The 24230-nt window shown below is 59.7% G+C and carries 19 protein-coding genes and 1 riboswitch; of the genes, 14 read left to right on the plus strand and 5 right to left on the minus strand.

Features of this window, described 5'->3' with window-relative positions; all coding sequences use genetic code 11:
• Positions 1–154 precede the first annotated feature (154 nt).
• Together B6S09_RS12810 and B6S09_RS12815 are read right to left on the minus strand one after the other, a co-directional pair.
• Positions 155–739: an HD domain-containing protein gene (locus B6S09_RS12810; protein WP_094278891.1), complete on the minus strand. Its 585-nt coding sequence runs from the start codon at positions 737–739 to the stop codon at positions 155–157.
• Positions 733–1833, minus strand: a complete 1101-nt coding sequence (locus tag B6S09_RS12815; RefSeq protein ID WP_094278892.1) for a TauD/TfdA family dioxygenase — start codon at positions 1831–1833, stop codon at positions 733–735. The genes B6S09_RS12810 and B6S09_RS12815 overlap by 7 nt, the downstream gene beginning before the upstream one ends.
• A 231-nt stretch (positions 1834–2064) precedes the next feature.
• On the opposite strand from B6S09_RS12815, the gene B6S09_RS12820 reads away from it, so the two are divergent.
• From B6S09_RS12820 to B6S09_RS12870, 11 genes are all read left to right on the plus strand, one after another.
• Positions 2065–2976 (plus strand): LysR substrate-binding domain-containing protein, encoded by a 912-nt coding sequence (locus B6S09_RS12820; RefSeq protein ID WP_094278893.1) that lies wholly within the window; start codon positions 2065–2067, stop codon positions 2974–2976.
• Between the two features lie 155 nt (positions 2977–3131).
• Positions 3132–4610: an ABC transporter substrate-binding protein gene (locus B6S09_RS12825; protein ID WP_094278894.1), complete on the plus strand. Its 1479-nt coding sequence runs from the start codon at positions 3132–3134 to the stop codon at positions 4608–4610.
• Positions 4611–4669: 59 nt separating this feature from the next.
• Positions 4670–5830: an alkaline phosphatase family protein gene (locus B6S09_RS12830; protein ID WP_166670319.1), complete on the plus strand. Its 1161-nt coding sequence runs from the start codon at positions 4670–4672 to the stop codon at positions 5828–5830.
• On the plus strand, positions 5811–6749 hold the full coding sequence (locus B6S09_RS12835; protein WP_094278896.1) for an ABC transporter permease: 939 nt from the start codon (positions 5811–5813) through the stop codon (positions 6747–6749). The genes B6S09_RS12830 and B6S09_RS12835 overlap by 20 nt, the downstream gene beginning before the upstream one ends.
• 2 nt (positions 6750–6751) lie before the next feature.
• Complete coding sequence (locus tag B6S09_RS12840) at positions 6752–7627, plus strand: ABC transporter permease (RefSeq protein WP_094278897.1); 876 nt, start codon at positions 6752–6754, stop codon at positions 7625–7627.
• A gap of 9 nt (positions 7628–7636) precedes the next feature.
• A complete protein-coding gene (locus B6S09_RS12845; RefSeq protein WP_094278898.1) occupies positions 7637–9640 on the plus strand; it encodes an ABC transporter ATP-binding protein in 2004 nt (667 codons plus the stop codon).
• Between the two features lie 135 nt (positions 9641–9775).
• Positions 9776–13771, plus strand: coding sequence for a hypothetical protein (locus tag B6S09_RS12850; RefSeq protein ID WP_094278899.1), 3996 nt, complete (start codon positions 9776–9778; stop codon positions 13769–13771).
• Between the two features lie 74 nt (positions 13772–13845).
• Complete coding sequence (osmF, locus tag B6S09_RS12855; RefSeq protein WP_243832840.1) at positions 13846–14760, plus strand: glycine betaine ABC transporter substrate-binding protein OsmF; 915 nt, start codon at positions 13846–13848, stop codon at positions 14758–14760.
• Positions 14761–14841: 81 nt separating this feature from the next.
• Positions 14842–15969 (plus strand): ABC transporter permease, encoded by a 1128-nt coding sequence (locus B6S09_RS12860; protein WP_243832839.1) that lies wholly within the window; start codon positions 14842–14844, stop codon positions 15967–15969.
• Complete coding sequence (locus tag B6S09_RS12865) at positions 15966–16904, plus strand: ABC transporter ATP-binding protein (protein WP_094278901.1); 939 nt, start codon at positions 15966–15968, stop codon at positions 16902–16904. The genes B6S09_RS12860 and B6S09_RS12865 overlap by 4 nt, the downstream gene beginning before the upstream one ends.
• Positions 16901–17629 (plus strand): ABC transporter permease, encoded by a 729-nt coding sequence (locus B6S09_RS12870; RefSeq protein WP_094278902.1) that lies wholly within the window; start codon positions 16901–16903, stop codon positions 17627–17629. Before B6S09_RS12865 ends, B6S09_RS12870 begins: the two co-directional genes overlap by 4 nt.
• Before the next feature lie 323 nt (positions 17630–17952).
• On the opposite strand, the gene B6S09_RS12880 is transcribed toward B6S09_RS12870, so the two are convergent.
• Positions 17953–19251, minus strand: a complete 1299-nt coding sequence (locus B6S09_RS12880) for an LLM class flavin-dependent oxidoreductase (protein ID WP_208321746.1) — start codon at positions 19249–19251, stop codon at positions 17953–17955.
• Positions 19251–20024, minus strand: coding sequence for a 3-oxoacyl-ACP reductase (locus B6S09_RS12885; RefSeq protein WP_094278904.1), 774 nt, complete (start codon positions 20022–20024; stop codon positions 19251–19253). Before B6S09_RS12885 ends, B6S09_RS12880 begins: the two co-directional genes overlap by 1 nt.
• Before the next feature lie 50 nt (positions 20025–20074).
• Positions 20075–20171: riboswitch (TPP riboswitch) on the minus strand.
• Between the two features lie 410 nt (positions 20172–20581).
• Between B6S09_RS12885 and pyrC the strand changes: the two genes are divergently transcribed.
• Entirely contained in the window at positions 20582–21619 is a 1038-nt protein-coding gene (gene pyrC / locus B6S09_RS12895; protein ID WP_094278906.1) for a dihydroorotase, read from the plus strand.
• A gap of 49 nt (positions 21620–21668) precedes the next feature.
• Here the strand turns inward: pyrC and B6S09_RS12900 are convergent, their stop codons facing one another.
• Entirely contained in the window at positions 21669–22571 is a 903-nt protein-coding gene (locus tag B6S09_RS12900; RefSeq protein ID WP_094278907.1) for a LysR family transcriptional regulator, read from the minus strand.
• Between the two features lie 92 nt (positions 22572–22663).
• On the opposite strand from B6S09_RS12900, the gene B6S09_RS12905 reads away from it, so the two are divergent.
• Together B6S09_RS12905 and B6S09_RS12910 are read left to right on the plus strand one after the other, a co-directional pair.
• On the plus strand, positions 22664–23266 hold the full coding sequence (locus B6S09_RS12905) for a nitroreductase family protein (protein ID WP_094278908.1): 603 nt from the start codon (positions 22664–22666) through the stop codon (positions 23264–23266).
• 36 nt (positions 23267–23302) lie between these two features.
• The gene (locus tag B6S09_RS12910; protein ID WP_094278909.1) at positions 23303–24223 is read left to right on the plus strand and encodes a DMT family transporter; all 921 of its coding nucleotides are present in this window, start codon (positions 23303–23305) and stop codon (positions 24221–24223) included.
• Positions 24224–24230 lie beyond the last annotated feature (7 nt).

Genomic DNA, 24230 nt, shown 5'->3' on the forward strand with positions numbered 1-24230 from the left:
GGGCCACTTTATATCCTGCAGATGACGCAACCTTATAGCATGACTGATCACAAAAAAATCAAAAAAACAATATTTTGCAACATGCAGCACACTTGTTGTCTGCTTCTACCGGGAACATCCATCATCCCGGCAGAAACATCAGCCGGTGAGACCGTTACTGCCTGTCATCACCGGACAACAACCAGCGATCCAGTCTGACTTTGAAATGGCCAAAGTCTGGTGTTGTCAGCGAAGGATCCTTGCCCTGGTCATCCAGCCGGCGCACCCGGATCGCCATATCCAGATAAGGATTGGCTTCCATTTCATGCACTTCACGGGCAGACATCATACCTCCCTGCAGCGCAAGAGAGTCAATCGATGCCTGCGATAACTGGTTCCGGTAGTCCGGATCCACCGTTACCAGATAACGTTTGGCAGCAACATGCAGGCGAATGGGCTCAATGATTTCGGCCGGAAAAAAAGGTGCCAGCCAGCTGGCTGCCGACTCCTGATGCCGGTTATCGGTACCGGACATCAGCACCTCCGGCGGCAATTTGTTGGCGTAGTGACCCACATCATGCAACAGCGCAGCCAGTACTACCGCATCGCTTTCTCCCTGCAACTCACCCAGCCAGGCTGCCTGCAGCATATGCTGAGCCATGGTCACCTGCTCGCCCAGATAAGAGTCGGCACCATGACGGGTGAAGACCGCTTCAATCATCTCGATAATATTGTCTTTGGTCGGTGCCTGATTCAGCATGCTGACGCTCCCAGCCGGTAGAGAGTAGAGTAAAGGCCGTCAAGATCGCTGTAAGCACCTTGCAGATGACGGCGGCCCCCATCGGTAAAAGCGGTACGGGCATGCATGATCCGGGTGTTGTCAAAGATCAGGCAATCGCCCGGCTCCAGGCGACAGGTAAACGCCAGATCCGGCGCAGAGAGGGTTTCTGCCCACAACCGGTACGCCTGGTAGAAGGCCCGTTGCTCCTCAAACGGCAACATAAAGGGAGCGATGGAGCGGTTATTGTAACGAACCTTTAGCACATTGCCGGCGCCATCGGTTTCGATAAACGGCACCCGGCTGCGCAAATCAGCCTTCTCGTCAATGAAGCGGTAGGGCAGTCGGATCCGGGTCAGCAACTCAAAGGCTTCCGGATGCTCCGCCTGCAGCCGTGCTGCCGCCTGAAAGCCATCCACCAGTAAATTTTCTCCGCCGTCCACCTCATTGGACAAACAATGAAGCAACTGTACGCCAGGGACAGGATCACGATATGGGTTATCGGTATGCGGTCCCAGTCCCAGATTGCTGAACGCCAGGTTACTGGGCGAGACCACGGTTTTTACATCAAATAAACGGCCGTAATTGGTTTCCCGCACATAACCAAAGGTATGAATGACCTCAAGTACCTGGCCAGGCTCACAGGGCACATCCCGCAACAATACCAGGCCACTTTCAGCAACGGCGGCCAGGGCCCGGCAACGAATGTCATCATGACCGGTATAATCCGGCCAGCTGACGTCCGGCAACGTAAACGCCTCACCCCGCCACAGGGTTTTACCACGCCAGCTTCGGTCATCCTGGATTGTTGTCATCTGCTCCGCTGCCAGATGCTCCAGCGTAAAGGTCAGCTCGCGACCGTTTGTCAGACAGATCACCAGGGAGCCGCCTTGCCGATCCACGGCCCGGATCCCTGCCTGCCAGTCCAGATCCAGCACTGAAATCAAGCGCTGGCCATTATCATGACGCCCGGCGGGATCATGATCCTGCAGCCAGAGTACGTCCAGCCGGGTGACCCGGCCATCGGCCCAGCTCAGGGTCAGACTGTTTTGCTCATACTCAAAATACTTCAACATGGGTAGCTCCCGTTACCTATCGGTCCGGCGCTGCTTTGGCGCCTTTGATCGGGGTTACTCTAGCGTCCGGTTACCACCGGCAACATCGATCATTTCTGGGGCTCTGCCTTAGAAATGCTGAAGCCTGCATCATTAAAACGTCATAAATACAGCGTAATAAGAAGCCACCCTGAGCACGGCTGACTGACACCTATGATCAGCAGCAGATGATCCCGTTCCGGAAGACGTACCATGCAATACAACACCAACCGCTTGCCCCCTCTTAATGCCCTGCTGGCCTTTGAGTCCGCCGCTCGTTACCAAAGTCTTACCCGCGCCGCCGAAGAGCTTTGTGTCACCCAGGGCGCCATCAGTCAACGGGTCAAACAACTTGAGGACTTTCTTGGTGTCAGACTGTTTCTGCGTCGCGGCAGCCGTATCGAACTTACCGATGAAGCCCGTTCCTATCTTCCCCTGCTCAGCTGGTTGTTCGAGTCACTGAAAAAAGGCACGGACGATCTGTTCCGGGGAGAGCAACAAACTCAGCTTACCCTGCGGGTGGCACACAGTTTTGCCGAACACTGGCTTATCCCCAGACTGGCCCGTTTTCATCAGGCCCACCCGGGTATACAGCTTAGGTTTCTGGCGACCAATCACGCCATCCCGGATGAACCCGGTGAGGTGGATGTGGAAATCATCAACGGCTACGGCAACTGGCCAGATCGGGAGGCTGAACAACTGACCGATGATCACTGGGTGGTGGTCGCCAGCCCGGCACTGCTGGTGCACTATCCCGCCGAAGCTCCCCTGCACCTGCTGTCTTCCTATCCCAAGCTCGGATGTTACGGCTACCGGGAAGGATGGCGAGACTGGTTTCAGCAGCAGGATCCCCAGCAAGGTTTTACCATGCCCAAAATGGAATTCAGCACCTCCAGCCTGGCAATTGCCGCCGCCCTGCAGGGACTGGGACTGTTACTGGTTCGCTACCCGCTGGTCAGGCAGTTGCTGGCCAATCGCACCCTCAGACTGGCCCACCCTTACCGCATGGCCAGCCAGAGCAACCATTTTCTGCTTATCCCGCCTCACAAACGAAGCCTCGAAAAAATACGGATATTCAGGCAATGGCTGTTGCAGGAACTGGAGCAGGACAACCTGGCCGGATAAAAATGAACCTCGGATGCTTCTCCCTGTTTTGCTAAGGCTGGCCCTTAGCAACCCTGACGGCAAACGCAGGAAACCGCCTTTATTCATAAAAAAAGCGTCACGTCTCCTTGCTAACCTCACTGCCAATTCCCCGATACTGCTAACGAGAATGAGATATGAACTGGAAGCATAGTCTGGCCGGATTACTCCTGGTCTCCGGCACCACCCTGACCCAGGCAGAAACACTGAAAACGCCCTACTGGCTGGAATATAACGGCAAGGAATCTCTCGATCCCATCTCGTCTACCCGTTACTACGATGCCATTCAGATATTGTATAACCGGCTGGTACGCCAGGGAGAGCAGGGCGAGCCGGTTGCAGCTCTGGCCAGCAGCTGGAGTGCGAACGCCAGCGCGGATGTATGGACCTTTACCCTGCGTCCGGATGTCAAATTCCACAATGGCAAGACCATGACCCCGGAAGATGTGGTCTACAGCTTCAACCGGATTCTTGATCCCCTGCGTGACGCGCCTGCCCGTGCTGCCCTGTCCATGATTAAGCAGGTTACCGGCACCGAAGATGGCAAGGTCATTTTTACCCTGAGCCAGGCTCATGCCGACCTGCCCATTCTGCTGATGGACTATCGAGCCAAAATCGTGCCGGCCGGGTTTGATGAAGATCCCGCCCTGATGGGCGTGGGCACCGGTCCCTTCCAGCTGACCAGATTTGAACCGAAAGGCACCACCACATTCGATGCGTTTAACAACTACTGGGAAGGCCAGCCCAAGCTGGATGGCATGGAGCTCATCGCCATTGCAGATGAAAACGCCCGCACCCAGGCACTGCTGGCCGGACAGATCGACTGGGCCGGCTGGAACGGCGTCAATGGCCAGCAACTGCGTATGTTTGAAGGCAACGCCCGTTTTCATTATGACGCCATTCCCACGGGCGACTGGCGTGGCATCGTCTTTCGCAACGACGATCCGGCACTGAAAGACGCCAGGGTCAGGAAAGCCCTGCGTATGGTGGTGGATCGCCAGGAAATGGTCCAGCTGCTGTTTGGTCAGGGGGGGGCGACCATCTCCTGTGACAATCCGGTCTGGGCAGGGGATCAATACCGTCTGGAGCAACACTGTGAGCAAGACATTGAGGGGGCCAAATCACTCCTGCGTGAAGCTGGCTACCCGGATGGCCTGACCCTGGACTTGTATACCAGCCCTGCCGACGGCTATTTCCGCCCGATGTCGGAGATATATCAGCGCCAGGCAGCTCGTGCAGGCATCAAGGTAAATATCCGGACAGTCCCGGCCTCCGATTACTGGAGCACCGCCTGGATGAAAAAGTCAGTATTCAATACCGCCTGGGGACAACGCCCCGCTGATCAGGTCCTGAGTGAGGTATTCGGCAGCACAGCCCCATGGAATGAATCCGCCTTTAAAAATGCAGAGTTCGACCAGCTGCTGAGTCAGGCACGGCAAGAAACCGACCATAACAAACGCGCTCAGCTCTACCAGTCGGCACAACGCCTGCTTTCAGAGCAAAGCGGTACCCTTATTCCTTTCCACCTGAATAACAACCGGGTGATGCGAGCCAATGTCTCTATTCCGGCAGTAGAGCACTTTGCCATCCGCTGGCATCTGGTCGACAAATCCTGATCACCGGCGCTCACCCCCCCATGCGCCCTGCGGGGCGCATTTATGTTTCGGAGACACGTATGTCCGGTAAATTAATCCTGATTCTGCTGGATGGTGTAAGCGCCAGCCTGTTTGAACAGTACGCTCATCGCCTGCCTCATTTGCAGGCCCTGACAGAAACAGGGCTGCTGATACAACGACTGGGAGCCGATGCCAACGCAAATTCCATGCCGGCCAGAGCCGGCATTCTGACGGGAGTGGATGCCACTCAGCACGGTATCTACGCCAATAACCTGTGGAACGGCCAGTATTTTCCTCCCGCCCAGGCCAGTGACGTCCGGGTACCCACCCTCGCCCGAGTGGCCAGAGCACAGAATAAGCGCGTCGCCTCTGTCGGTTTCGGCCTGGTCAGCGCCGATGATTGCGACTGGTATCTGTCGCCATGGTGGGAAGATGGTTGCCAGCGCGCCAAAGCGCTGAGTGCTCCCGGTCTGCACTCTCTGTCCGGCGGCTCCGAATCGCTGACCCGGATCGCGGCCAATGATCACCAGCTGTTACAGCAGGGCTGGCAGCTCCTTAAGCATCAGCGTCCCGATCTGCTGATGCTGGAGCTGAACAGCCCGGACTATTGCCAGCACCTGCTGGGTAACGAGCGTGAACTGGTCGCCTGGTCGCTGGAACTGGTCGATGCCCAGTTGGGGTGTTTACTGAGTCGCCTGCAGGAAAGCGGGCTGGCCAGCGAGTACAACCTGGCAATTGTCAGTGATCATGGTCATGCCCTGGTGGAAACGGCACTGGTGCCTGAACATATTATCCCGGGAGTGAAGACACACTGTGACGGGGGCCTGTTATTTGTCGCCTGTAACAACCCGGCCGAACTGGACAGCATCGATACCAGACTCTCTGCTTATGGCGTGACCCGGCTGGATAATCCCGCTTACTTGCCCGCCACGCATCTTGAGCAGCTGGCCGTGTTTGTTGCACCCAAGAACACCAGCTTTGAACCTGCCGCCAAACATGCAGGAAACGCTCCCACTGCCAGGCCCAAATATGTTTCCACTCATGGTATGGGACCGGCTCATCCGGACGATGAACGCATCGCCATCTTCAGCGGCCCCGGGGTACCGGAACGGCAGATTATCTCCCGGGCAAACTCGCTGACCGTCACTCCGACACTGGCACAATTGCTGGGCATCACTTACGAATATGCAGAGAAATCCCATGTTGATGCTGTGTTGTAAACGACTCGTATACGCCGTTTTTACCTTGATTTTTGTGGCCTGCCTGGTGTTTACCGTCACCGAAGCGCTGCCGGGAGATTTTTGTACGAGTTATCTGGGCCGCAACGTCAACGAGAACAACCTGGCCCTGTGCCGGGATAACTTCGGTCTGAGTCAGCCCGTGCTGGAACGCTTCTCCACCTGGAGCAGCCAGTTATTCAAAGGCAACTTTGGCCTGTCACTCAGCAGCGGAGGACCGGTGAATAATGAGTTACTACCGCGCCTCGCCAACACCGCGCTGTTAGGTGGAATGGCCGCACTGCTGGCGATTCCGCTGGCTCTGTTTCTGGGGATGGTGACCGCCATCTACCGTGATTCCTGGCTGGATAACCTGATCTCAGGCATCACCTTGCTGGCCATGACCGTTCCCGAATTTATTACCGCGACCCTGCTGACCCTGGCATTTGCCATCTGGCTGCCCTGGTTTCCGGCCGTCACCCTGGCGGACGCCCACGCAGGACTGGACGAACTGCTGCCCAATGCCTGGCTGCCGGCACTGACTCTGGTGTTAATCAGTACAGCACACATGATGCGCATGATGCGCAGCAGCACCATTGACGTCCTGTCGGCCAGCTTCATCAGAATGGCGCGCATACGACGGATCCCGTCTGCCAGCCTGTTGCTGCGCCATCTGCTGCCAGCAGCCGTGCTGCCGACCATTACCCTCTCGGCCATGACCGTTGCCTGGCTGCTGGGCGGCGTCGTGATTATCGAACAGGTCTTTAACTATCCGGGCATTGGCACCCTGATGATCTCGGCCGTCTATGACAGGGATATTCCGGTGGTTCAAGCCTGTGCCCTGACTCTTTCAGCTATTTATATCGCCTGTAACCTGTTCGCCGATCTCTGTGTCACTCTGCTCAATCCGAGGTTGAGATAACCATGTCACTCTCCCTGCTCTTGTCTGCCCGGCAGACCTGCCCTGCCGTGCTGGCTCGGCTGACCAGCACCCGTGCCGGCCAGATCGGCCTGCTGTTGCTGACCCTCCACCTGCTGGTGATGTTGCTGGCACCCTGGTTGCTCCCCTATGACTTTGCCGCTTCCAACAGCCTGGCCATCTTGCAGGCCCCCGACTCATCACACTGGCTTGGCACCGACCAAATGGGACGGGATGTGCTGAGCCGGACCCTGATGGGGGGAAGAGAAGCCATTATCACCACCTTCCCGGCCGCTTTGCTGGCGGTTGCCTGGGGCTCCCTGGCCGGTTTATTTATCGCCATCCGCGGAGGCATGGTGGAAGACTGGGCCATGCGCCTGGTCGATGCCTTGCTGTCCATCCCCTGGCTGTTATTTATGCTGCTGATTATCAGCCTGGCCGGCCCCGGGCCACTGGTGTTTATTATTACCCTGGGTTTTTTCTACGGCATTGCCGTGATCCGGGTTGTGCTGACCGCCACCAAGGAAGTCATCTGTCGGGAATTTATCACGGCAGCCCGCCTGCGGGGAGACAGTCATTTCACCCTGATCTGGCGCGAAATTCTTCCCAATATCACCGATGTCATTCTGGTAGAAATCGCCATGAGGTGGTCCTGGATGCTGCTGGCATTCAGCTCGCTTTCCTTTCTTGGTTTCGGGGTCTCACCACCTACGCCGGACTGGGGCCTGATGATTGCAGATTCCCGGGGCTTTATGTCTATTGCCCCATGGGCCGTGCTGTCACCTATCATCGCTCTGAGCAGCCTGATCATTGCCATTAACCTGACTTCTGATGCCCTGGCCAAAGCCCTGGGGATTGATAAGTCGTCCGCGATCCGCTGAGGAATCACCATGCCTAATTCATTAGTAGCCATTGAAGACCTGGAACTGGGCTACCAGGATAATCACGGGGAGCTTCGTCCCGTGCTGCGCGGTGTTAACCTGACGCTGGCTCCGCGGGAAATCCTTGGTATCGTCGGCGAATCCGGCTGTGGCAAAAGCACTCTGGCCATGGCCATGCTGGGTCTGCTCCGCAGTGGCAGCATGGCCGTTTCCGGGGCAGTCAGGGTAAACGGGACCCCGCTCACACTCAGCGAACACCGGCCGGACGTTCTGATCCATCAGCATGGTATCAACCTGATCCCACAACAGGCGGGGCAGGCCCTTACTCCTCACCTGACCATCGGTGACCAGCTGCAGGAAATGCTGCGTCTGCATCAGGGCAAAGGCGAGCACAGGGAGGCGGCCATTTCCCTGCTGGAACAAGTCAGGTTGCCCGCCCCGGCCTCTTTGCTCAGCCGTTACCCTCACCAGCTTTCTGGCGGGCAACAACAGCGGGTAGTCATCGCCATGGCCCTGGCGGCCAAACCCCGGCTGCTGCTGATGGACGAGCCGACCACCGGACTCGATGCCACCACCCAGGTGCACGTCCTGCATTTACTGCAACAACTGCGGAACGAGGTAGGCACCAGCATTGTTTTTATCAGCCATGATCTGGGTGCCGTATCGAGCCTCTGTGATCGCATTGCCGTCATGTATGCCGGCCATATAATTGAAATCGCTGAGCAGAAGGCCCTGATGAACTCCCCCCGCCATCCCTACACCCGGGCCTTGCTCTCCGCGACCCCCGGATACCAGCAGCAGGGGTTGCCGCCCGAATTACCTGGCGTGCCGCCTGCCGTCGGCAGCCGGCTGGACGGATGCGCCTTCGCTGCCCGCTGCCCGAATACCCAAACACGCTGCCGGCAGCAGATCCCACGGCTGTCGGCACCGGGTAACGTAGCCTGCCACTTTCCGGGGCAGACAGAGCATGCAGAGAGTCACGGTGAAGAACGGCAGCGACAGGTTAACACCCGGGAGACTCCCCTGCTGCAGGTCAGCGAACTGGCCATCCGTTACCAGCAGCCCGGCTGGCTGGACAGGCTGCGCAGCCGGCCCGTACAGAATACCGTCAATGACATCAATTTCAGTTTGCACCAGGGACAGACTCTGGCGCTGATTGGGGAGTCGGGCAGTGGCAAATCCACCATTCTGAAAGCCCTCGCGGGCATTATTCCCCCCAGTACCGGAGCAGGTTACTTCGAAGGCGAGGTGCTCAGCACACAAATGAACACCCGCTCACCCGAGCAACAGCGCAGTATGCAGCTGATTTTCCAGCATGCGGATGCCGCCTTTAATCCCAGACTGACGCTGTATCAGAGCCTGGCGCCGGTCTTGCGTAGATGGTTCAGGCTGAGTAAAAGCGAATGCCGGGAAAAAGCAGCCCAATTACTGCAGGAAGTAAAATTAAACCCCGACTACCTTGACCGGTTACCCGGTCAGTTATCCGGTGGTGAACTGCAACGGGCGGCCATTGCCCGGGCCCTGGCTGCCCAGCCTCGTCTGCTGCTGTGTGACGAAGTCACGTCAGCACTCGATGTGTCGGTACAGGCGTCCATCCTGCGACTGCTATCCCGGTTACAGAAGGACAGAGATATCGGCATCCTGTTCATTGCTCATGATCTCGCCCTGGTCAGGAGCTTTGCCGACCGTGTTGCCGTGCTCTACAAAGGCAGACTGATGCAACTCTGTACTGTTCATCAGCTCACATCAGGCCCGCTGCATCCTTATACCCGTTTGCTGCTGGATGCCGCCCTGTCACCGGGCGCCCCCTTGCCCATTATTGAACAGGGCGCCGGCAGTCAACCCGGCATCCCCCTACAGGGCTGCGCCTTCCAGGATCGCTGCCCCCATGCCATCCCGGGGGTCTGCAACACAGAGTCCCCTCCGGAACAATGCAGTGGTGACGGGAGCTTGCGCTGTCATCTGCCGCCAGCGTCACTGGTCCCCGCCCGGGAAAACAGACGGATGGCCTGACCCTGCGGCGTTTTCCATCTCATCACTGGCATACGTGACAGGAGCCACAGACATTGCTGTCAATTGGCTCCTTTTTGTTCGTCGCCTGCTAGGATATAGGCACACTTTTTTGCGCAGCCATATTTAAGGATGCCTATGCGCTCCGTGTTCACACTGTTATTACTGCTGTTTATGCTGCCGGCATCGGCTGCTCCCTTGTCCTGGCAACAGATCCCCTCACCTCTGCAGCCCTGGGCGGAGTGGGCATTACACGGAGAAAATCAATCCCGCTGCCCCCTCTTATACCGGCAAAAAGACGAGCGCCACTGCGCCTGGCCGGGTCAGCTGGAGCTCAGTCTCACCGACAGCGGCGGCCACTTCAAACAGCATTGGCAGTTGTATGAGACCACCGGTATTCTTCTGCCCGGTAACCGTGAACACTGGCCTCAGCACATCCTGGTCAATAATAAGCCCGCCGTGCTGAGCGAGCGCAACGATCAGCCTTTGCTCCGTCTGCCCGCCGGTCAATACACCATCGAAGGCAGCTGGCAATGGGCCCGGATGCCGGTCAGCCTGCAGCTGGATCCCGGCACCGGACTGCTGGCACTCAGCCTGAACGGCCAGCCCGTTGCCGCCCCCGAACTGGATATACAGGGCCGGCTCTGGCCGGGGCGGCGCAGTCAGAGCCAGACACCGGCGGCCAATACGCTCAATGTAAATGTCTACCGCCATATCGCGGATGATATTCCGCTGCAGGTCAATACACGTATTGAACTGAACGTGGCCGGCGAGCCAAGAGAGCTTTTGCTGGGCCCGGCACTGCTTAAAGACCAGATCCCCCTGGTACTCAACTCCTCCCTGCCGGCCCGGCTGGAGCCGGACGGACGTATTCGTATTCAGGCCCGCCCGGGAAGCTGGCAGGTGCACCTTGTCAGCCGTTATTCCGGAGACGTTCAGGCGCTGACCTTGCCGGCCATTCCTGCACCATGGCCGGCAGAGGAAGTCTGGGCGGTACAGGCCTACCCGCAACTGCGGCTGATGGAGATCACCGGCCCGGCCACCCTGGATGCCAGCCAGAGCGGTCTGCCGCCCGAGTGGCAGACGCTGCCCGCCTTCCATATGACACCGGACACCACCATGGCCTTTAAGGTACTGCGCCGGGGTGATCCCAATCCCGTGCCTGACCAGCTGGCTCTGCACCGTGAAATGTGGCTGGACTTTGACGGCGGCGGTTACACGCTGAAAGACACATTCACCGGCACGCTTGCCCACAGCACCCGGCTGAGCACCTCACTCACTCCGGGCCGGGTTGCGGTCAACGGCGAGCCCCGTCTGCTCACCCGGCTTGATAATAATCAGCCCGGGGTGGAGCTGCGTCCAGGCCCGTTAAATATGGTGGCCGACAGCCGCCTGGAACAGCAGAGCGACACCCTGCCGGCCGTGGGATGGGATCTTACCGTGCAGCAGCTGAGCAGCCGGCTGCATTTGCCACCGGGCTGGAGCCTGCTGGCGGCGTTTGGTATGGACAACACGCCTCACACCTGGCTGCAACGCTGGACTCTGCTGGATTTATTTCTGGTGTTGATTGCCGCCGTCGCCGCATTCAGGCTGTGGGGCTGGCACTGGGGCGTGCTGACCCTGCTGACCCTGAGTCTGATCTGGCATCAGCCATCGGGAATAGGGCCACCACGCTGGATCTGGCTGAACCTGCTGGCCGCCTGTGCCCTGCTGAAAGTGTTGCCGGCAGGAAAGCTGCGTCTCTGGATAGCAAGCTACCGGCTGCTGACCTTGTTAGTACTTACTCTGCTTGCCATCCCCTTTATCGTGGACGAGCTGCGCACCGCTTTTTATCCGCAGCTGGCACGCGCAGGCATGATGGCACCTGCTGCCGTCACCAGCGGCCCGCATCAGGCCGAATCAGAAGCGGTGGCCGATAAAATGATGTTATCGCCGGCGCCCCGCCAGCCGGCCCCTCTGCCCCGGCTGGATCCCGGAGCTCAGGTGCAAACCGGCCCGGGCCTGCCCGACTGGCAATGGCGCAGTGTGGAGTTTAACTGGAATGGCCCGGTCACCCAGGAACAACAAGTCCGGCTGGTGCTTCTGCCACCTGCCGTCAATACGGGGCTGAATATCTTGCGGGTGATCTTATTGTGCCTGCTGGTACTGCGTATGGCCGGTATCGGCTTCACTCGTGGCAAGGGTCTGCATATGCAGCAAAAATTACTGTCTACACTGCCTGTGTTGCTGGCATTGCCGTTACTGATGAATGCGCCTCAGGCCAGAGCCGAGTTTCCTTCACCTGAATTGCTGAGTGAACTGAAAACCCGGCTGCAGGCCCCGCCGGACTGCCTGCCCGAGTGTGCACTTACCACCGACATGAAGCTGATGGTCGCAGCAGAGCGGTTAACACTCGGACTCAATATTCATACTCAGACCAGCACAGCCGTGCCCCTGCCGGCACAGCACAACACCTGGTTACCGGAGCAGGTGCTGGTAAATGGCACCCCGGCACAAGCGCTGTGGCGCGATAACGGCGGCGTGGTACACCTGCCGCTGCCGGCAGGCATTCATCACGTTGAGCTGAGCGGCCCAATGCCGGAACAGGACCGGCTGCAGCTGCCCCTGCGCATGATACCCAAGCGGGTAAATGCACAGCTGAATGGCTGGCAGTTGCAGGGCCTGAACGAAAACGGCGTGCCCGAAGGCAGATTACAGCTCACCCGGCTGGCTGCCGATGGCCAGCCGGCCACCCCCCGTCTCAAACCGGGCACACTGCCCGACTTTGCCCGGCTGACCCGTACCCTGCAACTGGGCCTGGACTGGCGAGTAGAGAACCTTCTCGCCCGTCAGTCTGATGCAGATCGCACCCTGCGCCTGGAAATCCCGCTGTTACCCGGTGAGTCAGTACTTACCGATGGCATCCCGGTTATCGATGGCAAGGCCCATATCACACTGACCGCCGGCCAGCACCAGCTGCACTGGCAGTCGACGCTGCCCCGGACAGACAGCCTGGCCTTTGAAGCACCGGACACTCAGGTCTGGAGCGAAACCTGGCAGCTGAATGCCAGCCCCATCTGGCATATCAACACTGAAGGGCTGGCCCCGGTCTCCCCCCAAAAAGGAGCACTGCCGGAATGGCGGCCCTGGCCCGGAGAGCGGCTCACGCTGAGCATTCAGCGGCCCGACGCCATGCCCGGCCAGACCCTGACCATTGACGCCAGTACCCTCAGGGTGCAACCGGGAAAACATGCCACCGACGCTCACCTGGATCTGACCCTGCGCAGCAGCCGGGGCGGCCAGCATGCGCTGCAACTGCCGGAAACAGCCGAACTGCAGTCGGTCGTCATCAATGGCCGTACTTTGCCGCTGCGCATAAGTGAGCGCACGCTTACTTTACCGCTGACCCCCGGGGTACAGGCGGTGCGCATTCACTGGCGACAAACGCCCGGTATCAGCACCCTGTTCACCACACCACAGGTTCAGCTCAACAGTCACAGTGTTAACCACCGTATTGAACTGGTGCCGGGACAGGACCGCTGGTTGCTGTTTACCGCCGGCCCGCGGCTGGGCCCGGCGGTGTTGTTCTGGAGCCTGGTTGCGGTCATGGTGCTGCTTGCGGCAGGGTTGTCCCGCTTGCCGGTAACACCGCTGCGCTTTCATCACTGGCTGTTGCTGGGACTGGGACTGACCCAGGTTCCGCTGTGGATGGCGACTACCGTGGTGTTCTGGCTGCTGGCCCTGGGATTACGTCAACGCTGGCAACATCAGCAGGCCGGAGCCTGGTTCAACCTGGCGCAAATTGGCCTGGCTCTGCTGACTCTGGTGGCGCTGAGTTATTTATTCAGTGCCATTCAGCAGGGCTTGCTGGGGCTTCCCCATATGCAGATTGCCGGCAACGGCTCTTATGGCAACCAACTCAACTGGTATCAGGATCGCACCGACGGTGCCCTGCCCGTGGCCTGGGTGCTGTCGGTGCCGCTGCTGCTGTACCGCCTGCTGATGCTGGTATGGGCGTTATGGCTGGCCTTTGCGTTACTGGGCTGGCTGCGCTGGGGCTGGCAGTGCTTTACCCGCGACGGCCTGTGGCGACCGCTGCAGTTACTGAAACGGACTGAAAAGTCCCCTGCCAAAGCACCAAAAGCGCCCGAATAGGGTTCAGATGAGATCAGCCATGGGGTACCCTAAAGAGAAAGGATGCCCCGACTTCGCCGAATTGAAGGAACAATATGATGAAAAAGCTGCTGGCCACGGCCATGTTTACCCTCTCTGCGACCCTTGCTCTGCCGGTGATGGCAGCGGAGCCGATTGTCGTTTCTTCCAAAATCGACACCGAAGGCGGCCTGCTCGGCAACCTGATTTACCAGGCCTTGAATAATGCCGGACTGAAGGTGGAAAACCGCAGCCAGCTGGGCGGCACGCCCATACTGCGCAAGGCCATTATCGCCGGCGAAATCGATATCTATCCGGAGTACACCGGCAACGCCGCTTTTTTTCATCAGCAAGAAGACAGCGACGCCTGGAAACGCTTTGACGATGGATACTCCCTGGCCAGCCAGCTGGACCTGGATGCCCACCAACTGATATGGCTGGCCCCGGCCAACGCCAACAACACCTGGGCCATTGCCGTACGCCAGGACATTGCCAATACCAACGGGCTGGCCACCATGTCGGACTTTGGCCGTTATGTCAGTGCCGGCGGCAACATCAAACTGGCGGCATCGGCAGAGTTCGTTTCCAGCCCCGCCGTCTTGCCGGCGTTTCAGCAAACCTACGGTTTTGAACTGACCGATGACCAGCTGCTGGTGCTCTCCGGTGGCAATACCGCAGCCACCATCAAGGCAGCCGCCCTGCAAACTGACCACACCAACGCCGCCATGGTCTATGGCACCGACGGTGCCATTGCCTCTGTCGGACTGGTAGTCATGGACGACGACCAGGGTGTTCAGCCGGTGTATGCGCCAGCCCCGGTCGTGCGGGAAAGCGTTCTGAATACACACCCGGAAATCGCCGACATTCTGGAGCCGGTATTCCAGTCTCTGGATGTGGAAACCCTGCAAACGCTTAACAGCCGCATCGCCATCGGTGGTGAAAGCGCTGAAGCCGTGGCCGCCGATCATCTGGCCGGACTGACACAGGACTGAGCCCGGAGCAGCAGACACACTGACTGAAGTCGGCGAATACCCACGCGAAGACGAACCCCGGGAGTCCCCATTTCTTTTACATTGAACATCGATAAAGTCGCCGGCCTGCTGGCGACAGCACTGACGGCAAGCCTGCTGGCGTTGCCTTTTGTGAGTCTGCAGCCCAACCGTATTTTGCCCGGCGAGCCACTGGGGCTGCTGAACGCAGCCGGGCCGCCCGGACTGTGGCTCCTGTTGCTGCTGCCGCTGTGTCTGATTAAGCAGGGGCTGAAACTGCGGTTGTTGCTTACCTCCCTCGCCCTGTTACTGCTGCTTTATACCGCCGGCAACACCGCCACCAACCTGCTGGCAGATGCCTCCCCTCTGGCCCGGGTCTCCTTGGGCGCCGGCTTCTGGCTGGGCCTGTTCTGGCTGCTGCTACTGATCACCGATACCACTCTGCAACTGAAACTAAAACCCCCGGCACGGTTACTGCTGATCAGCCTGCTCAGTGGTTCGGTGGCGGCCCTGCTGGCATCTGGTCACTGTGATAACCTCTCGCTGCTCAAGGAGTTTCACAACCGCAGCGACTTCTGGCATCAGGGGCTGCGTCATTTACAGCTGGCATTGGGCAGCATAATTCCGGCGGTACTGGCAGGCATACCCCTGGGGATCGCATGCCATCGTTCACCGGGGCTGCGGGCAACCCTGTTTCCGGTGCTCAATATTTTACAGACCATTCCCAGCCTCGCCATGTTCGGCCTGCTGATGGTACCGCTCAGTCTGCTGGCCACGGCACATCCCTGGCTGGGAGAGCTCGGTATTCGTGGTATTGGTGCGGCACCGGCGGTGATCGCCCTGTTTTTGTATTCTCTGCTCCCCATCGTCAGTAACACCGCACTGGGCTTTGACCGGATCGATGCCGACATACGTGAAGCCGCTACCGCCATGGGCATGAGCCGACGGCAACGGCTGTGGCAGGTGGAGTTTCCATTGGCCCTGCCAGTCATTCTGAGCGGCCTGCGAGTGGTGGTCACACTGAATATCGGTCTGGTGGCGGTCGCTGCACTGGTGGGCGGCGGCGGCTACGGCACCTATATTTTTCAGGGCCTGGGGCAGACCGCCACCGATCTGGTGATCCTCGGTGCCCTACCTACCCTGCTGCTGGCGTTTCTGTTCGCCATGCTGATTGACATCCTGATCGCCCAGCAACAAGGCCGGCACGCATGATTGAAGTAAAACATCTCAGCAAACACTTCGGCACTCAGCTGGCAGTGAAAGATCTTTCGTTCCGGGTAGACAACGGCCAGATCTGTGCCCTGATAGGCACGTCCGGCTGCGGCAAGTCTACCACCCTGCGCATGCTTAACCGGCTGATTGAACCAAGCGCAGGCGAAATTTTCATTCAGGGTAAAAATGTCACTGCCATTCCGGCAGAGCAACTGCGGCGTCGCATTGGCTACGCCATTCAGGGCGTCGGATTATTTCCGCACCAGACCATTGCCCGCAATATTGCCACCGTCCCCCGTCTGCTCGGCTGGACCAGGGCCGATACCGATGCCCGGGTCAACGAGCTGCTGAGCCTGTTCCGGCTCGACCCTGCCACCTTTGCCGGGAAATATCCGCATCAGCTTTCCGGTGGTGAACAACAACGGGTAGGGGTAGCCCGGGCGCTGGCAGCACGACCTGAACTGCTGCTGATGGACGAACCTTTTGGCGCTCTCGATCCGCTGACCCGAACGCACTTGCAGGACGAACTGCTGCGTATTCAGAAGCTGCTGGGCATTACCATTATCATGGTGACCCACGACCTGGAGGAAGCGATCAAAATGGCCGATATCATCGCGGTCATGGACAAAGGCGAAATACTGCAGATAGACAGCCCTCAGGCCCTGCTGCGTTATCCCAGACCGGGTTTTGTGCAAAACCTGGTGGGTGGCCAGGACAGATCCCTGCATCTGCTGGCCACCCAGACCCTGGCGGATATCATGACACCAGTCACTCGGCCCTCCGGACCGGCCATGGCAACCAGCACCAGCCTGCGAGACGCCATGGCCGGGCTGATATGGCAAGGCACCGAGCGGCTGACGGTAGTGGACGAAAACGGCCTGGTGGTCGGCGAAGTCACCCTGGAAAATTTGCTGAAACAGGGTGCCCGCCCATGAGTCATCCCCTTGGCTGGCTGGTACCCGTCCTGCTGCTGACCCTGCTTACATTCAATATGGAAGCTCTGACTCCGCTGTTCCGCCCTCTGGTCGATGAGCCTGCGCCGGCCATTTATGCCCGTGACAGCTTTGCCAGTTTGCTGGGGTGGCATGCACTGGCAGTATTTACCGCCATCGCAGGCGCTACCCTGCTGGCACTCGGAGCCGCCGTAGCAGTCACCCGCCCTGCGGGCCGGGCTTTTTTTCCTTTGGCCCGGGCCGTGGCCAACCTGGGGCAGACCTTTCCGCCGGTGGCGGTGCTGGCACTGGCGGTACCGGCCCTGGGATTTGGCCTCACCCCCACGCTGGTGGCCCTGCTGCTCTACGGCATGCTGCCGGTTTTTGAGAATGCCGTTGCCGGTCTGCAGCAAATTCCCGCCAGCGTACGTGAAGCAGCCAAAGGCATGGGCATGACCCCCTTACAGCAATGGTGGCGGGTGGAATTACCTCTGGCATTACCCACTCTGGTAGCAGGTATCCGCATTTCACTGGTGATCAGCATTGGCACCGCCACCATTGGCTCCACAGTCGCGGCCAAGGGCTTTGGCGAAGTAATTATTGCCGGTCTGCTCACCGATAACCTGGCCTTTGTGCTGCAAGGCGGCATGATGGTGGCGCTGATGGCCATGGCGCTCGACGCCCTGCTCCGTCGCCTGGAACAACGGCTGACTCCGCCGGGAGGATAATGGTCATGCCCGTGCAGACGGGCATCCAGACAGGAGTGCACAGCACCAGCAAAGGCGTTGTCTGTTGTATGGCCCCCGCCTTCGCGGGGGTAACAATAATTTCCGTCATGCCCGTGCAGACGGGCATCCAGACAGGAGTGCACAACACCAGCAAAGGCGTTGTCTGTTGTATGGCCCCCGCCTTCGCGGGGGTGACAATAATTTCCGTCATGCCCGTGCGGACGGGCATCCAGACAGGAGTGCACAACACCAGCAAAGGCGTTGTCTGTTGTATGGCCCCCGCCTTCGCGGGGGTAACATGGTAAATACGGGAGCTGTTCGCCTTACGGCTTTTCCAGCCCCAGATGCTCCCGCAGGGTACTGCCTTCATATTCGGTGCGGAACAGGCCGCGACGCTGCAGTTCGGGCACCACCTGCTCCACAAAATCTTCAATTCCGGAGGGAAGTGACGGCGGCATCAGATTGAAACCATCGGCACCTTCATGGCGGAACCATTGCTCCATGCGGTCGGCAATAGACTCGGGCGTACCAACCATGGTGCAGTGTCCACCACCTGCGGCGAGCCGGCCCAGCAGCTGACGTACCGTAGGCTGCTCGGTTTCGATAATGCGCAGCACGGTAGCGTAGCGCCCTTTGGGGCCGGTGAAAGCATCCAGCGACGGCAACGCCGGCACCGGGCCGTCCAGCTCCCAGCCGGAACAATCCTGACCCACATAAGTGCCCAGCTGGCGCAACGAAGCATCGGCGGGCAGCAGTTCATCCAGCTCACGCTGCTTGCCCAGCGCCTCGGCCTCGGTGGAGGCCACATAAGTCACCAGCCCGGGCATGATGGGCACCTCCACCTGACGGCCCGCATCCCGCACCCGGCGCTTGATATCCCGGTAATACTCCTGCGCGGCCGGCAGATCGTAAGCCACGGCATAAATGGCCTCGGCGCATTTGGCCGCCAGGGTCCGGCCCTGCTCCGAGGCTCCGGCCTGGAACAGCACCGGATGTCCCTGAGGCGGACGCGGCACGTTAAGCGGACCGTCCACCAGGAAGAACTCGCCCTGATGGTTGATGGGGGTCACTTTTTCCGGATCGGCATAGTGACCGGCACGGTCCATCACCAGGGCATCCTCTTGCCAGGAGTCCCACAGCTTGAGTACCGCATCCACAAACTCTTCCGCCCGGCGATAACGCTCGGCATGCCCGGGCATGGACTCGTAACCATGGTTGCGTGCTTCCACATCGAACATGGAGGTCACCACATTCCAGCCCATGCGGCCATTGGAAATATGATCCAGCGAGGCCATCATGCGGGCGGCATGAAACGGGGTAAAAAAGGTACTGGAGACCGTGCTGATAAAACCGATGCGATCCGTCGCCCGGCTCATCGCCGCCATGGCAGTCAGTGGCTCAAGAAACCAGTAGCTGCCATCCGTCACGCTGCCGGCAGACTGGCCGTCGGCAAAGAATACCGCATCCAGCTTGCCGCGTTCGGCGGTTTGCGCCAGCCGCTCGTAATAACGAATGTCACCCAGCTGTTCAACCGATGAGCCGGGATGACGCCAGGCCGCCCTGTGGTGACCGCATCCGAACAGAAACAGGTTCAGGTGCATCATGCGTTGTTTCATACTCATCAGTTTTTCACCAAACCGCCGTCTACCACCAGATTCTGGCCGGTCACCGAGCGCGACCAGGGCGAGGCGAAGAACAGGGTGGCATCGGCAAATTCCGCCGGCGTGGTCACCCGGCGCAACGGAGTGTTGGCAGCGATATAGTCAAACACCGCTTCCGGGGTGGCGGCAGAGGCATCGGTGGTGCGCAGCAGACCGCCGGACACCATGTTAACAGTAATACCATCAGGGCCCAGGTCCTGAGACAGGGTGCGGGTCAGGGACAGCAGTGCCGCCTTGGCAGCGGTGTAGTCGTGGTAAGGCACTACCGGGTTCTGGAACAGATTGGTGCCCACATTGACAATGCGGCCGAAGCCCTGCTTGCGCATGCCGGCCAGCGCTGCCCGAGTGGTGTTAATGGCACCGCCCACCACGCCTTCCAGTTGCTGGTTAATATGCTCCCAGGCCAGTTCATTGGCATGAGTACGGGCATCACCATTAAAGGAAAACGCCGGCAGGGCGTTGTTGATAACTGTGGTTACCGGGCAACCGAAGTGGGCCTCGGCCCGCTCGAACATACGCTGCACGGCGGCGGCATCGGTGACGTCGGCCTGTATCGCCAGGGCCTGCTGCGGCGCTTCGGCCGCCAGCTTTTGTGCTGCCTCGGCGCTGTTCAGATAGTTGATGACGACCCTGGCACCTTCCTGCAGAAAGGCGCGTACCAGATGTTCGCCCAGGCCGCGGGCACCGCCGGTAACCAGTACCAGTTGTTCGTTAAACGGAATGGAAGCTTGCATTCTCTACCTCGGAGCTGAGGCGAAGGCATGATAAGGCAGCGATGGCATCATGGCCGGCAGGCTGACATCCCTTCGCCAGTATGAACTGGATCAGGTTCTACGGGTGTTATCTCAGCCCTGTGGTGCAGGACACCCCGTGTCACGGCACAGACCATAACATACCCGCAACGATGGCTGGAAGCCTTAAGCTATGCCACTGCCACCGAATAACACCACCTCCGCGGAAGAACGTCATCCCCTCATATACGAACATCGTCACCACCGCGAAGGCGGAGGTCCATTCGGCAGCAATACCGCTGCTGCCGTCGTGCACTTCTGTCTGGATGCCCGTCTCCACGGGCATGACGGAAATTATTGTCACCCCCGCGAAAGCGGGGGTCCATACAACAGACAACGCCTTTGCTGGTACCCTGCACTGATTCATGGATGTCCGCATGCGCGGACATGACAACATTCACTCCACCAACAGAACGGCATTCTCTGCGGCAAGTTTGGTGAAAACCGCCATCGGGTGGATAATGAAGTCCTCGAAAGCAATGGATAACGCCGAGCCGACAATGACCACGACCACTCTGACTATTACCCGCCCCGACGACTGGCACCTGCACCTGCGCGACGGTGAGCAACTGCAAGACACTGTACGCGATGCCAGCCGCTACCTGGGCCGCGCCCTGGTGATGCCCAACCTGGTCCCCCCCGTGACCAGCACCGAACTGGCCCAGCAATACCGCGACCGCATTCTGGCAGTACGCCCCGAAGGCAGCCGGTTTGAACCTGTGATGAGCCTGTACCTCACCGACAACACCCAGCCCGAAGAAATTCGTAAAGGCCGGGCCAATAACGACATTGTGGCCTGCAAGCTGTATCCGGCCGGAGCCACCACCAACTCCGACTCCGGCGTGACCGATGTGAAAAACATCTACCCGGTGCTCGAAGCCATGCAGGAAACCGGCACCCTGCTACTGGTACACGGTGAGGTCACCGATTCACGCATCGATATCTTCGACCGCGAGAAAGTCTTTCTGGAAACCGTGCTGCCCGATGTGGTGCGCGACTTCCCCGATCTGAAGATCGTGCTGGAGCACATTACCACCGAACACGCGGTCAATTTCGTGGAGCAGGCCGGCGACAACGTGGCCGCCACCATCACCGCCCACCACCTGCTGTTCAACCGCAATCACATGCTGGCGGGCGGCATTAGGCCGCATTACTACTGCCTGCCGATCCTCAAGCGCAACACCCATCAGCAGGCACTGGTGCGCGCCGCGACCAGCGGCAGCAAAAAGTTCTTTATCGGCACCGACTCGGCACCGCACTTTCAACACCGTAAAGAAGCCGCCTGTGGCTGCGCCGGAGCCTACACCTCCCATGCCGCCGTGGAGCTGTACGCCGAAGCCTTTGAAGAGGCCGGCGCCCTGGACAAGCTGGAAGCCTTTACCAGCCACAACGGTCCCGACTTCTACGGCCTGCCCCGTAACACCGACACCATCACGCTGGTGAAAGAGTCCTGGACCGTGGGCGAAACCCTGCCCCTGGGCGGCGACCAGCTGGTGCCGATCCGCGCCGGCGAAAACATCGGCTGGATGGTGAAATAACCGTTCCCCTCACAAAACGCGGCTCCGGCCGCGTTTTTTTATTGTTCGCTCATGCCGGCATAAAGTCGGCCTGACGCTCGGCAATACGGGCCTTGAGAAAACCGGTAAAGGCCTGCACCTTGGCCGAGCGGTGCATGTCTCCGTGGCTGGTCAGCCAGAGATCGTGGGCCCATTCCCCCGGGGGTGGCAACAGCGGCTGCAGCTCGGGGGCCAGGCTGGCATGCCAGCAACTCAAGGGACCGCACCCCAGCCCGGCCTGCAGGGCGGGAATAAAACCGGTGAAGTCCTGCACCCGGTAACGGACCTGCTCTGCCGGCACATTTGCTTCCATCCAGCGCATGTACATGCTGCTGGAACAAGGCCGGGTGGTGCCGATAAAGCGGTGCCCGGCAAGATCCTCCAGCGATGACATGTGCCCATGGCGGCGCAGATATTCCCGGTTGGCATACAGGGTCCCCGTGGCCCGGGTCAGCCGCTGCACCACATAATCCGGATGGTCCGGTTTGAACACGGAACGTATGCCTACATGGGCTTCGCCTTGTTCCAGCCGGAACACCCGGCTGTCGGCGGCATACTCCAGCCGGATATTCGGGTGCAGTTGCTGAAACTCGGCCAGCAACGGCGTCAGGTAAGGCACCAGGTTGTTGACCGAGGTAAGGATCAGGGTCCCCGCCAGGGTCTCGCTTTCGTTAACCCGGGCGCGCATGACACTGAAGGCCTGTTCAGCCTGGGCGGCGGCGGCCAGCAGAGCCCGTCCGGCCTCGGTGGCCACATAGCCCCGGGGATGACGATGGAACAAACGCGCTCCCATTCTCGTTTCCAGCGCGTTAATGCGCCGCAACACGGTGCTGTGGTGTACTTCCAGCTGCTGGGCGGCCGCGCTCAGCGAACCCAGGCGGGCCACCTGATAGGCGGTATGAATTTCGTGCCAGTCGTCCGGCTGTGCGTTCATGCACATATCCTCTGCGCTCAGTCTGTTTTTCTTCATTTTTGCACATGGAATACTGAGCTCCAAACCAAGACATTGTTTCCAGGAGCCAGACCATGCATACCCTCGATGCCATCATGTCCCGCCGGGCCATCAGGCAGTACGATGCCAGCTTTCGCATGCCCGCTGCCGATGTTGAGCGACTGTTTCAGCACCTGCTGCAGGCCCCCACCTCCTTCAACCTTCAGCACTGCCGCTTTGTGCAGGTGGACGATCCGCAGTTGCGCGCAGCACTGCGCGCCGCCGCTTGGGATCAGCCACAGATTACCGACGCCTCCCTGCTGCTGGTACTGTGCGCCGATACCCAGGCCTGGCAAAACGATCCTGGCCACTGCTGGCGCGATGCCCCCGCCGACACCCGCGATCTGATGCTGTCGATGATTCACGGCTTTTACGCCGGCAAGCCGCAACTGCAGCGGGATGAGGCAATCCGCTCGGTGGGCATTGCGGCCCAGACCGCCATGCTGGCCGCCAGCGCCATGGGCTACGACAGCTGCCCCATGATCGGCTTTGACGCCGAGCGCGTGGCCGAGCTGATCCAGCTGCCCGAAGATCACCTGGTAGGTATGGTGCTGACCATCGGCAAGGGCAACAAGGACGCCCATCCCAGACCAGGACAAAGATCGCTGGATACCGTGAGGATCCTGAACCGTTTCTGACCATGCAGGGGCCGTCATCCGGCCCGGAGGCAAATCATGAATGTTCAACACTGGCACGCCCACGGGCGTGTTCTACTCGCCACCCTGCTGGTGGCGGGCTCCTTTATCATCTCGGCACGGTTGGCACCGGTGGCACCGCCGGCCTCCCTTACCCTGCTGCGTTTTGTGCTGGCCGCCGCCCTGCTGCTGCCCTGGGTACTTTACCGGCGCGAACGCCGGGGACAGCTGTGGCGGGCCCTGCCCCGCGGTCTGCTGATCAGCCTGTTTTTTTCGTTGTTTTTCATTCTGATGTTCGAGGCGCTGCATACCACCACGGCACTCAACACCGGAGCCCTGTTCACTCTGGTACCGGCGCTGACCGGGGTGGCGGGCATCTGGTTGCTGGGCTCACGGCTCACCACCGTGCAGGGGTTCAGCTATCTGCTGGGTATGCTGGGGGCACTCTGGGTAATCTTTGAAGGCAGCCCGGCGCGCCTCCTGACCCTGCAACTCAATCCCGGAGACCAGCTGTTTCTGCTGGCGGTACTCAGCATGTGCGCCTACTCGATCAGCATGAAACTGCTGTACCGCAACGATCCGGTAGCCGTGCTCACCTGTGCCACCCTGCTGGGCGGGGCATTCTGGATGGGGCTGATTATCTGGCTGACCGGCACTCCTCTGCAGTGGCAGGCGCTGGCCCGGCCCGACTGGCTGGCGATGATCTACCTGGTCGTGTTTGCCACCCTGACCAGCGGCTACCTCTTTCAGGGCGGCAGCATCACGCTGGGGCCGCAGCGGGTCATGGCCTATACCTACCTCAATCCGGCGATGGTAGCCCTGCTGCTCTGGCTCCTTGACGGTGAGCCGGTGGCGGCACGGCTCTGGCCCGGCATTCTGCTCTCCTGCCTGGCAACCTGGTGGCTGCAGCGACATGCCGCAGGCCGTCGCTCGGCGGCAATACCCCAGGCGGGCCGCTGACAGCAGC

The sequence above is a fragment of the Oceanimonas baumannii genome (genome assembly GCF_002245495.1).
In the GTDB taxonomy this organism is placed as follows: Bacteria; Pseudomonadota; Gammaproteobacteria; order Enterobacterales; family Aeromonadaceae; genus Oceanimonas; species Oceanimonas baumannii.